Origin of the sequence: Sporolactobacillus putidus (assembly GCF_014647035.1) — a bacterium.
Classification (GTDB): Bacteria; Bacillota; Bacilli; order Bacillales; family Sporolactobacillaceae; genus Sporolactobacillus; species Sporolactobacillus putidus.
Genome location: NZ_BMOK01000005.1, coordinates 209407 through 221769, shown reverse-complemented (window position 1 = coordinate 221769; position 12363 = coordinate 209407). Strand labels below are relative to the sequence as shown.

The 12363-nt window shown below is 50.8% G+C and carries 9 protein-coding genes and 1 other annotated feature; of the genes, 2 read left to right on the top strand and 7 right to left on the bottom strand.

Annotation, left to right across the window (positions count from 1 at the left end):
* Nucleotides 1-8: 8 nt before the first annotated feature.
* Genes carB through argC form a run of 6 tightly spaced genes read right to left on the bottom strand, consistent with a single transcriptional unit; the run spans nt 9 to nt 8632 of the window.
* Nucleotides 9-3236: a carbamoyl-phosphate synthase (glutamine-hydrolyzing) large subunit gene (gene carB, locus IEX81_RS08020; RefSeq protein WP_188802559.1), complete on the bottom strand. Its 3228-nt coding sequence runs from the start codon at nt 3234-3236 to the stop codon at nt 9-11.
* Entirely contained in the window at nt 3220-4308 is a 1089-nt protein-coding gene (locus IEX81_RS08015; RefSeq protein ID WP_188802620.1) for a carbamoyl phosphate synthase small subunit, read from the bottom strand. The genes carB and IEX81_RS08015 overlap by 17 nt, the downstream gene beginning before the upstream one ends.
* A 20-nt stretch (nt 4309-4328) precedes the next feature.
* Complete coding sequence (locus IEX81_RS08010; RefSeq protein WP_188802558.1) at nt 4329-5522, bottom strand: aspartate aminotransferase family protein; 1194 nt, start codon at nt 5520-5522, stop codon at nt 4329-4331.
* The gene (gene argB / locus IEX81_RS08005; protein WP_188802557.1) at nt 5515-6318 is read right to left on the bottom strand and encodes an acetylglutamate kinase; all 804 of its coding nucleotides are present in this window, start codon (nt 6316-6318) and stop codon (nt 5515-5517) included. The genes IEX81_RS08010 and argB overlap by 8 nt, the downstream gene beginning before the upstream one ends.
* 34 nt (nt 6319-6352) lie before the next feature.
* Entirely contained in the window at nt 6353-7570 is a 1218-nt protein-coding gene (argJ, locus tag IEX81_RS08000; RefSeq protein WP_188802619.1) for a bifunctional ornithine acetyltransferase/N-acetylglutamate synthase, read from the bottom strand.
* A 24-nt stretch (nt 7571-7594) separates the two neighbouring features.
* Complete coding sequence (gene argC, locus IEX81_RS07995; RefSeq protein WP_188802556.1) at nt 7595-8632, bottom strand: N-acetyl-gamma-glutamyl-phosphate reductase; 1038 nt, start codon at nt 8630-8632, stop codon at nt 7595-7597.
* Nucleotides 8633-8892: 260 nt separating this feature from the next.
* Nucleotides 8893-9174, bottom strand: a binding site (T-box leader).
* A 279-nt stretch (nt 9175-9453) separates the two neighbouring features.
* On the opposite strand from argC, the gene bacA reads away from it, so the two are divergent.
* Nucleotides 9454-10260 carry an undecaprenyl-diphosphate phosphatase gene (gene bacA, locus IEX81_RS07990; protein WP_188802555.1) on the top strand — a complete coding sequence of 269 codons (807 nt, stop codon included), beginning with the start codon at nt 9454-9456 and terminating at the stop codon, nt 10258-10260.
* A 334-nt stretch (nt 10261-10594) separates the two neighbouring features.
* Nucleotides 10595-11179, top strand: a complete 585-nt coding sequence (locus tag IEX81_RS07985) for an LOG family protein (RefSeq protein WP_188802554.1) — start codon at nt 10595-10597, stop codon at nt 11177-11179.
* Between the two features lie 63 nt (nt 11180-11242).
* Here the strand turns inward: IEX81_RS07985 and IEX81_RS07980 are convergent.
* On the bottom strand, nt 11243-12363 hold a 1121-nt coding region (locus IEX81_RS07980; RefSeq protein ID WP_188802553.1), incomplete at its 5' end, for an SH3 domain-containing protein.

Genomic DNA, 12363 nt, shown 5'->3' with positions numbered 1-12363 from the left:
GTCACTCCTCAGTTTGTCGTATAGGTCAGGCTGCGGTATTCGTCCAGCGTGTGAACGGTACCTGAAGAAGATGTATCGGCTGCGCCGATCGCCTCGGCAACGGTGTCAAGGCACGTATAAATCGGGATCTGGTAACGGAGGGCAAGCGCCCTCATCTGGAAGCCGTATGAATGAATATTGCGCCCTGCCGTCGGGATGTTCAGCAACGCGGCCGTTTTCCCATCTGCAAAAAGGCTGCGAATCGCCTCGTCTCCCGCCTCCAGCTTCAGAACCTCAACACCCTGATCCCGATAGTAATCGGCAGTGCCTCCCGTCGCGATGATCTTGAATCCCTTCGCGGCGAGCCGCCTGACAATCGGCACGCTTTCCTTTCTCTGCCTTTCTGCTACTGAACACAGAATAGTGTTCTTATGGCCGGGACCGACAAATGTATTCGGTTCCCCGAGGAAAAAAGCCTTTTCGAATGCCTCGGATACCATGTTCCCCATCCCAAGCTGTTCACCCGTCGATTTCATTTCCGGCCCAAGCACAGGATCCACCCCGTTCAGTTTCGCCGAAGAGAATACGGGCGCTTTTACCGCGTAAAAACGAGGATCCCCGCAGTAGCCGTAAACCAGTCCCTGATCCGCCAGGCGTTCGCCCAACTGAATGCCGACGGCTTTTTCCACCATCGGGATGCCCGTAACCTTGCTGACAATCGGCACGGTCCGCGAGGCGCGCGGATTCACTTCCAGAACATAAACCGTTTCATCGACGATCACAAACTGGATGTTAATCAGGCCTTTCACACCGATCTGCCGGCAAATTTTTTCCGTATCCGCGGCGATTTCTTTTTTCACCTCAACCGGCAGAGTGTGCGAGGGAAACACGGCAATGCTGTCGCCGGAATGAACGCCCGCCCGTTCAACATGTTCAAAGATGCCGGGTATGGTTACATGCTCGCCATCGCTGATCGCGTCGACCTCACACTCGGTTCCCGGCATGTAGCGGTCGACAAGAAGCGGGAAGGACTGCGCGCTCAGATGCCGGTCGGCACGGATGTAGGCCTGCAGCTCTTCGGGACGATAGAAAAGGAACATCGACTGGCCGCCGATGACAAACGATGGACGCACAAGGATCGGGTAGCCGAGCGTATCGCCGGCATTCGGCAGATCTTCCAACCGGTTGACGGTTAGTCCTTTGATATGCGGTATTCCCAGTTCAGTGAGCAGCGTATAGAACGCTTCACGGTCTTCAAGCTTATCAATGCCTTCGGTAGGTGTGCCTAAAATCGGAATGCCCGCTTTTTCAAGGGATTTGGCGACATTGACAGCGGTCTGTCCGCCAAATTGGACAAGCGCCCCCTGAACATGTTCTTTTTCCGCCACGCTCAAAATGTCTTCCACAGCCAGGGGTTCGAAATAGAGCCGGTCGGCGATGGAATAATCCGTGCTGACCGTTTCCGGATTATTATTGACCACGATCGCCTGATAGCCTTTTTTCTTGACGGCGAGTGTTGCCTGAACCGAACAATAATCAAACTCGATGCCCTGTCCGATCCGTATCGGTCCTGAACCGACAATCAGAATTTTCGGTCTGTCGTCGACAGCCGCCTCGTCTTCCCCCGTCCAGGTGGAATAATAGTAAGGCGTCTGCGCCTCAAACTCTCCGGCACAAGTGTCTACAAGCTTATACGACGGAACAAGGCCGATCGACTTTCTTTTCTTCCGGATCTCTTCTGCTTTAGCTCCGCACAGTTCGGCCAGCCGTCCGTCGCCAATGTTCATCTTTTTAGCCTGAACAAGAAGTTCATCGGTAAGATCTGTCCATGAAAGCCGGCTGATTTTTGCTTCAAAATCAACCAGGCCCTTCATGGCATTCAAAAACCACGGATCAATTTTTGTGATATCGTTTATTTTTTCAACTGTCCATCCGCGCCGGAACAATTCACCGATCGCAAACAGCCGGTTGTCTGTCGCTTTGAGCAGATGCTCTTCGAGGACGCTGTCCGGTTTGTCATGCAGCGCAGGATCATCCAATCCGTTAAATCCCAGTTCCAGGGAACGGATCCCTTTATTCAGCGCGCCTTCGAACGTCCGGTCGATCGCCATTACTTCGCCGGTCGCCTTCATCTGTGTTCCAAGACTGCGGCTTGCTTCCGTGAACTTGTCAAACGGGAAACGCGGAATTTTTACGACAATGTAGTCAATGGCCGGTTCAAATGACGCGTAGGTTGTCCCCGTGATCGGATTCTGAATCTCGTCAAGATGAAAACCAACCGCACATTTTGCGGCAACCCGGGCTATGGGATAACCGGTTGCTTTCGAAGCCAGTGCCGATGAGCGGCTGACCCGCGGATTGACCTCGATAATCGCGTATTCGTCGGATTCCGGATTAAGCGCAAACTGAATGTTGCATCCTCCTACGATCTTCAGCGCCCGGATGATTTTCAGCGAGGCATTGCGCAGCATCTGATATTGTACATCGGACAGTGTCTGCGAAGGGGCGACCACGATGCTGTCGCCGGTATGCACGCCGACCGGATCGACGTTTTCCATGTTGCAGACAATGATGCACGTATCATTGGCGTCGCGCATGACTTCATATTCAATTTCTTTCCAGCCTTTGATGCTCTTCTCAATCAATACTTCATGTATCGGGCTCAGATTCAGTCCTCTGTGAAGCACGAGATCAAGATCCTGCGCATTGTAGGCGAACCCGCCTCCGGAACCTCCGAGCGTATAGGCGGGACGGATGATCACCGGGTAGCCAATGTCCTCTACGAATGCAAGTCCGTCTTCATAAGAGCGGATGATCTTGGATTCAGGAATCGGTTCATGGATAGCGATCATCAGCTTTTTAAATAATTCCCGGTCTTCCCCGTGCTGAATTGAATCAACCGACGTGCCCAGCAGTTCAACACTGTATCTGGCAAGGATGCCCTTCTCATAAAGTGAAACAGCGAGGTTCAGCCCGGTCTGCCCGCCGAGCGTACCGATCAGGCCGTCGGGACGCTCTCTTGCAATAATTTTTTCGATTACCGGCAAAGTCAGCGGTTCGATGTAGGTCCGGTCGGCAATCCGGTCATCCGTCATGATCGTCGCAGGATTGTTGTTGATCAGGACAACCTCGATGCCTTCTTCTTTCAGGGCCAGGCACGCCTGCGTGCCGGCATAATCGAATTCAGCCGCCTGGCCAATGACGATCGGTCCCGAACCGATAACGAGCACTTTTTTTATGTCAGTACGTAACGGCATGAGTCGCTTCACCCTTGTTCTGTTTAATCATTTCAATGAACCGCCGGAATACGGGATGCGTATCCTGCGGACCGGGATGGGCTTCCGGATGGAACTGCACGGTTTCAATCGGAAGTTCTTTATGCTTCAGTCCCTCCACTGAACCGTCGTTCACGTTTAGATAAGTAACGGTAAAAGCGCGGCTGTCAATACTGCCCTTCTCCACCACATAGCTGTGATTCTGCGAAGTCATCCATACCTTGCCTGTCGTTATCTCTTTGACTGGGTGATTCGCGCCCCGGTGGCCGTAAAGCAGTTTCCCGGTTTTCGCCCCGTAGGCGAGGGCAATGAGCTGATGTCCGAGACAGATCCCCAGCGTCGGATACTCGGAAGTGATTTTTTTCAGCTCACCAAACAGGGGCTGAAGCTGAAGCGGGTCACCAGGGCCGTTGCTGAGCATCACACCGTCCGGGTGAAGTGCCGAGACAGTTTCGTATGACGTGTTATAAGGGACAACCGTGACCTTGCAGCCGCCTTCAATCAGCGCCGTCAGCATCGACTTTTTGTATCCGTAATCGATCAGAACGACATGCGGTCCGGCTCCTTCATAAACGTGTATCTGCTTCGTCGAGACAAGGCCGACAACATCCCGGGGCAGCGGCTTTTTCCATTCATCAGCCGCGACTTCAGGTGTGCCGCTGATGATCGCCTTCATCGTCCCGGTCTTCCGCACCCTTTTCACAATCGCCCGTGTATCGACTCCTGCGAGTCCCGGCACCCCGGACTGTTTCAGCCATTCATCGACGGTTTTTATCGATTGATAATGGCTTGGAAGTGAACAGAGGTTATTAAAAATAACGCCCTGCATATGGATGCGGCCGTGTTCGCTGTCATGCAGATTAACGCCGTAATTGCCAATCAGCGGATAGCAGAACGTCATGATCTGGCCGGCGTAGGAAGGATCGGTCATGATTTCCTGGTATCCGGTCATGCTCGTATTAAAAACAATTTCTCCCATAACGGAGGTGTGCCGGCCGACGCGTATACCGGAGAACAGCTCACCGGACTCCAAAAGCAGATATCCCTTTTCCATCATCAGCACGCCCCTTTCACTTAATCTCCCAGAACCTGATCCAATGCGTTTATAAAATAATTGATTTCATTTTCATTCGTTATCAGCGGCGGCAGGATGCGCAGCACATTTTTTCCGGCAGTCAGAATCAGAACCTGATGTTTTTCTCTCATCTGATTGACAATATCGATGGCCGGTGCAAAGGTCGCTACACCGATCAGAAGCCCCTTCCCGCGGACACTTTGAATCGCATCGGGATGTTTTTCCTTAAGTTCATTCAGTTTATTTGTCAGGCTGGCTGCGTTTTTGCTGCATTGCTCCAGCACATTCTGCTTCTCAAAAGCCTCAAGCGTCGCCACACCCGCTGCTGTTGCAAACGGATTTCCGCCAAAGGTGGATCCATGCGTGCCCGGTGTGAAAACCTGGGAAACTTCCTTTTTGGCAAGAACGGCGCCGATCGGGATGCCTGAACCAAGCGCTTTTGCAACCGTGACCACATCGGGTTCAATGCCATACTGTTCGTAGGCGAACAGTGTACCTGTGCGGCCGATGCCTGTCTGGACTTCATCCACGATCAGCAGAATCCCCTTCTCGCCGCACACTTTGCTGAGCGCCTTGACCCATGTCTCATCAGCCGGCAAGACGCCGCCTTCGCCTTGAACCATCTCCAGCATGACGGCGATACAATCCGGATCTTCAGCTATTGCCTGAATGGCTTCTTCGCTATTATAGGGTAGATAGCGGAACCCGGGGACAAGGGGGCCGAATCCGTTCTGGATTTTTTCCTGAGCCGTCGCCGTCAGCGTGGCCATCGTCCGTCCGTGGAAGGAATGGTCGAATGTGACGATATGTCCGTTTTCTTTATGCTTAATCAAATGTGCATAGCGGCGAGCAAGCTTGATCGCACCTTCGTTGGCCTCCGCTCCGCTGTTGCAGAAGAATACCTGATCGCAGCACGAGAGATCGGTCAGCATCGCAGCCAGTTTTTCCTGGGACGCAATATGAAAAAGATTTGAGCAGTGCCAAAGGGTATCCAGCTGCTTTTTCAGAACGGTTTCGACTGCATCGGGCACATGGCCGAGCGCCAGCACGGCGATACCCGCCGTGTAATCCAGATATTTTTTTCCTTCATCATCCCAGACGTAACTGCCCTTTCCTTTGACAACGGTAATGGGAAAACGCCCGTAAGCCGACATCACCGGAAAAACTTCTTCAGCTGATTTTATGTTAAGCATGGAGAGCCTCCTCTTCAAGAAAAATTTTTGTGCCAACCTGGACGCCTTTCGTGTAATCAATGAGGCATTCCGGTTTCATGCCATTAACAATCACAACCTCGGGAACGTGCTGCTTCAGACTGGCCACCGCAGCTGTGACTTTCGGTATCATGCCTCCGCTGATCTTCTTCGTTTCGATTAATCTCGTAATCTCCCGGTCGGAGACCTGTTTGAGCCGCTTCATCTTCCCGTTATGCTTAATGAGAATTCCCGGAACGTCACTGACAAAACAGAGTCTGCCATTCAGGGCGCCGGCAATGGCGGCCGCGGCCTGATCGGCATTGATATTGTAATGCTGTCCTTCCGTATCCATCGACACCGGTGAAATAACAGGTATGAATCCCTGTTCGCAGAGACAAGTGATCACCGTCGTCTCAACCGAAACAATCTCGCCAACATAGCCTAACTTCTTTAAAGCAATCGGTTCCGCCGTGAACAGACGGGCATCGATCCCGCTCAGGCCGACAGCCCTGCCGCCGGCGGTACAAATATTGGAAACCATTTTTTTGTTCATCGTTCCGCTCAGCACCATTTCGGCAACGTCAAGAACTTCCTGAGTCGTAACCCGCAGTCCTTGATGAAAAACGGTTGGAATCGAAAGCTTTTCCAGCATCTGTGAAATCGCCGGTCCGCCGCCGTGAACAATCACCGGCATCCATTCTCCCTCTTCACGGATCTTTTGAATGCTTTCAAAAAACGCCGGTGTCAGTTTGTCGAAAACACTTCCTCCGCATTTAATAACCAGATAACGGTTCATTGCACACCTCCTGTAAAATGATGCCGAGCGGGTTTCATGAGCGGTAAGACGCATTGATTTTTACATAGTTATAGGTCAAATCGCATCCCCAGGCAACAGCTTCGCCGTCTCCCTCACCAAGGTTTGCCTTAATCACAATGTTGTTCCCGTCAAGATAGCTCTTGGCCTCCTCTTCATTAAAAGAAACCGGCATGCCATGCTCAAACATGACAATTTCACCCAGAGTCAGTGATACTTTTTCCAGATCAAAGGGTTCGCCGCTGTAACCTATGGCGCAGATAATCCGGCCCCAGTTGGCATCGCTGCCGAAGACGGCGGTCTTCACCAAGCTTGATCCGACGATTGTTTTACTGATCGCTTCGGCCGATTTCTCATCCCTAGCGCCGCTCACCCGCACTTCGATCAGCTTTGTTGCGCCTTCTCCGTCACCGGCGATATATTTTGCAAGGCCCTGGCAGACTGCTTTTAAACCTGAGAGAAAAATCGGCCAATCAGGATGCTTTACCGTCAATCTTTTATTTTCAGCCATGCCGTTTGCCATAACCAGCACCATGTCGTTCGTACTTGTGTCTCCGTCGACTGTGATCCGGTTGAACGTCCGGTCGGTCACCGTCTTCAGCGCCGTCTTCAGATCAGCAGGATCAACCGCAGCGTCTGTTGTGACAAAGCCCAGCATCGTCGCCATATTCGGATGAATCATGCCCGACCCTTTGCACGCACCGCCAATGGTCACCGTCTTGCCGTCGATCACACACTGCACGGCCAGGTGTTTCGCTTTCGTATCCGTCGTCAGTATGGCTTGCTCAAACAATGCGTCCGATCCGCTCAAAGAAATGTTTTCAATACCCTTCCGCATTTTATCCATTGGCAGCTGAAGCCCGATCACGCCCGTTGAGGCAACAGCGACGACATGTTCCGGAATCCCCAGGTGATCCGCCATCCATTTTCTAGTCGTATAGGCATTTTCCAAGCCTTGTTCACCGGTGCATGAATTCGCGCTGACTGTGTTTACCAGAATTGCCTGCAGTGTCTGTTCTTCCGCAATGCTCGCCTTCGTCACGGACAGCGGAGCCGCCTGAAAACGATTCGTCGTATAAACACCCGCCGCTGCCGCTGGCTTCTGTGAAAAAATCCAGCCCATATCCGGCTTGCTCTTTCTCATGCCGATGTTTTGCCCGCCGGTGATAAAACCTTTCGGCGATCCGACGCTGCCGCCTTTTATTTCTTTCAGCTCTGCATGCTGTTCAATCATATTTTCCACTTTTTACTCTTCCTCTCACGGATAGATCGGGGCAAGGGCGAGTCCTGTCTGTTCGTCCCATCCCTTAATAATATTTAAGTTCTGGATGGCCTGGCCTGCCGCACCTTTGACCACATTGTCGATCACAGAAACAATCGTCAGGCGTCGCGAGCGGCCGTCTACATTTAATCCGATGTCGCAAAAATTAGAACCTGCCACCTCTTTTGTCGACGGCCAGCTGCCGAGCGGCCTGATTCTGACAAAAGGGGATTTATCATAAAAACGTTCATACATTTCGAGAAATTCTTTTGTCGAATAACCTTTTGCTAACGTGGCATAGATGGTACACATGAGTCCCCTGGTCATCGGAATGAGATGCGTCGTGAACGTGATGCTTTCATTTTTTCCGCTCATCGCCGCAACTGCCTGCTCAATTTCCGGTGTGTGCTTGTGGGTGCCGAGTTTATAAGCCTTCACGTTCTCGTTTACCTCGCAGTACAGGTTTCCCGGGACCATGCTTTTCCCCGATCCCGACACGCCCGACTTTCCATCGATAATGATCGAACCCAGATCAATGGCTCCGTCTTTGACAGCGGGCGCAAGCCCGAGCAGCGATGCTGTCGGATAACAGCCCGGATTGGCAATCAGCCTGGCCCCCGCGATCTGCCTTCGGTTAATCTCCGAAAGGCCGTAAACCGCGTCATTAAGGAGCGCCGTGTCTGCCGATGACTGCTGATACCACTTTTCATAAGCTGCAGGATCTTTAAGGCGGAAATCACCGGACAAGTCGATACAGATCAGGCCCCGCTTCAGGCATTCCGGAAGCAGATCCTTGCTGACGCCGGCCGGTGTGGCAAAAAAAACGACATCCGTACGCCTCGCGAGCTCATCCGCATCGAAATCTTCCAGCCTCCTGTCCAGAAAACCCGTTAAATGCGGATAGAGCTGCTGAATCTCGGAACCTTGCGTCGAATGGGAGATGAGCATCTCCAGTTCAACAAGGGGATGATTCATGAGTAGCCGGATTAATTCAATTCCGCTATAACCGTTTGCACCAACAATACCTGCTTTCACCCGAACAGCCTCCAGTTTAAGAACATTCGCTTTTTTCACTCTTCATTTATTAAGCTGACGCTTCAGAGAGATGAAGATTGCTGTAAAAAATTTTTTTCAGGAGTCCCAGGTCCCCCGATAACTTTGTTGCCCAAATAAGGAAGTATAAAAAATAAAAGATTAGAAGTGTCTAGTATAAGAAAAACTAAGGCTCAGGCCATCGGCTTCGCCAAGTTTTTCTTATCTAATGGTACTAAAAAACGCCCGCCTCTTTTACTGTTAAAAGAGACGAGCGTTGTTCACATTACCCGCGGTACCACTCTGATTATTCCTGCGAAGGTGTGGAGATGCTTCTGCGGCCGCATCAGCGGACTTTCCGCACAACACACTTCATAAGGAATCTGCTTTGGTTCTCTGTAACGGGAGCGACCCGGCCGACCCTACTCCTGATTTCAGGCCGTCACCTCAAAAGTGCGGTTCACAGCGATCGGCTGCACCGGCTTCCACCCTCCCGGCTCGCTTGAGCAGCTTCAAACTGTTACTCTCTTTCTCATTGGTTTTCTGTTTGTATGAACAATCTTTCAATTCATTCTGGCTTGTGTGTTATTCATTATACAGTGCCCGTGAGATAAGTCAACCCTTTTAAACAATTATTTTTAACTTCTATTCTGAAACACGTTTAAAACCTGATTCAAGCGGAAGGTTAAAGCTGAATTTCAGCCTTCCTCAATTCAATCAGCCGGTTCCGCCAATTTAAGTTAAAAGGGGTTATGCTATAATAAACAAGCATATATTTATAAAACTCTCAGCGTATAAAACATAAGTCAAGGTTGGTGATTCTTTTGGCTGAAATTGTCATCGGCATCATTATGGGTGCAATAGAGGGCCTGACCGAATTCGCACCCGTTTCTTCTACAGGTCACCTCATTCTTGCAGGATCTCTGCTGCATTTTACAAGCAATACCGCAAAGACGTTTGAAGTTATCATCCAATTAGGTTCCATCATGGCGGTTGTTGTTCTTTACTGGAAACGATTGTGGAGTTTATTCGGACTGTACCCGAACGAACACTCAAGCGGGCCGACCCACCTGAATCTGCTGCACCTTATCATCGCGGGTATTCCCGCCATCGTTCTCGGCTTCCTGATGCGTGATTTTATTAAAAGCGTGCTGTTCTCGCCCATGTATGTAGTGATCGGACTCATTGCCGGCGGTGTTCTGATGATCTTTGCCGAGCGCTTGACCCACCATGATGAAAGCCATTCTCTCGATCAGCTGTCCTATTTTCAGGCGTTTGAGATCGGGCTTTTTCAGTGTCTCTCTTTATGGCCCGGTTTTTCCCGTTCCGGATCGACCATTGCCGGCGGATTGATCGCCGGCGCCGACCGTAAGACGTCTGCCGAATTCTCATTCATTCTTGCTGTTCCAATGATGATCGGTGCAAGCGGCTATGATTTCTACAAGAGTCTGTCTTTCCTGAAAATGAGCGACTTGCCTCTCTTTGCCATCGGGTTCATCACTGCTTTTGTCGTGGCGATGCTGGCTATCGTTTTCTTTATGGGACTGTTGAAACGCTATACGCTTGTACCGTTTGCGGTCTATCGTTTCATCATTGCGGCAATCTTTGCTGTCTACCTGATTATTTCCTGAGTCAACGCGCTGTTTTACAATAGATTAATAAAAAATGATCCCGTAAGTACAAGCCTGACACAGTCAGGAAACTCTGAACGGGATTTTTCTTTACCTGTTTGCGGCTTGTTTAAGTTATCGGGAACTCCATCGCCGCCCTTTCAGATCAATCTTATCCTGAAACCGGTCTCGCATTCGCACTTTTCCTCCAATGTGAGAAAATTCGCACCGCTGCGGGTGGCGCTCTTCTGTAAAAAATATTCAATGATTCTTTGCCTGCCCCGCATTCCGTGAAAAAATTGCGATACAATGTTATAAGGTTCTCTAAAGTTTAATCCGGGGGAGGTTGCAATGAATGGGTAAAACAATTTGTATCTATGCGGGGTCAAACCTCGGAAACCGTCCGGAGTACCGTGAAAAAGCGCGTAAACTGGGCGAGGCAATTGTACGCAGAGGCTTCCGGATTGTTTACGGAGGATCGTCGGTCGGCCTGATGGGTGAGATCGCCGACCGGGTGCTTGCACTCGGCGGAGAAGTGATCGGTGTTATGCCCCAGGGCCTGGTTCTCGGCGAAATGGCTCATTCTCATCTCACCGAACTGATTGAAGTGAATGGTATGCATGCCCGAAAGGAAAAAATGAATGAGCTTTCTGACGCGTTCATCGCGCTTCCGGGCGGTATCGGCACCTTTGACGAACTTTTTGAGATGCTTTGCTGGGCACAGATTGAACTTCATCAAAAGCCGATCGGCCTCTTGAATGCTTCAGGTTATTTCGATCCGCTCCTGGCACTTATCCGCCACAGTATTGATCAGGGCTTTGCCAATGAATCACATCTTGGCCTGCTGACGGTTTCCGGTGATCCGGATTCATTGCTTGATAAAATGGAAGCCTATGTCCCTCCTGTTCTTGGAAACAAATGGAAGCAATTAAGCAAGTAACTTTATTTCTGAAATGCAAAAAAAGCGCGGAAAAGGTGTCCTTTCCGGCGCTTTTTTTTTTAATTAATTGTATTGAGGAACGTCAAACACGAGATTGTATTTTGCGATCTGGCTGTACATGCTGTCGATCATCGGTGTCTGCTTGACGGCCCATCCGACATCCGTCGCATATTGATGCGCTGCGCTGCCCGCAACCAGGGCGGAGGGGTTCCAGCGCATTTTGTACAGCGTGTCCTGCTGATAGGCCTGATTATATATATAATATTTTGCAATCCAGGCCGCTCCGCCTTCGATCGCTTTCGCCGGTGTTGTCCAACCCTCGCTGTAAGCCATCGCTGCCCCGGCATTTTCGGGATCCAGGTCAAAAGCGCCGATCCCGAACATATTGTACACTTTGACCCCTTGATAAACGATCCCGTTTGCCAGGTTTGATGTTCCGTTTCCAGTTTCAAGCATGGCGTGCGCGGCGAGATAGACTTCATTCACACCGTTTTTCTTTGCGGCGTCGATAAAGGTCGATCCATAACCGGATAAAATGCCCTTGCCGGACAAAATAACATTCATGTCCGAAAGACTGATGTTGGCCAGTGAAGACAACTGCAAGAATTGAAAATAACTTGGGGTTCCTGCCGTAAAATTCTTCGGATTGAGATAATAGGCAAGCTGGGACGACTGATTAACCTGCTGCTCTTCCTGGAGAGCCTGTGAAAATGAAAGAGGATAATTCGTCGTTGTGTAAGCCTTATTTCCGTATTGCGTTGTTGTCGATGTTTCCTTTTTGACATAGTCGCCGTAAACATAGCCGTCATTTCCGCCATAGCTGACTTTAACCCATCCATTCGGCGCGTCCGCCAGCCATTCAACCGTCGTTCCCGCATGAAGTACTTCATAGATTCCATACGTGGTATCCGGCCCCTTGCGAAAATTGACGTCTGTCGTAATCATGCCCGTTGTACTGCTGGATGTCATTTGTGCCGTTCCACCAGGAGCAGAGGGATCGGAAGCGGTCGGCGCGGGGGACGACGAACTTGTGCTCCCGGGTTTCTGGACATAGTCTCCCGATACATACGCTATTCCGCCTTTATATGCGATCTGGAGCCAGTTCCCGCTTGTCCCGACCACGTCTACCTGTGTCCCTTTGGCCAGTGTAGCCAGCCACTGGCTGCCCACCGACGCTCCCGTCC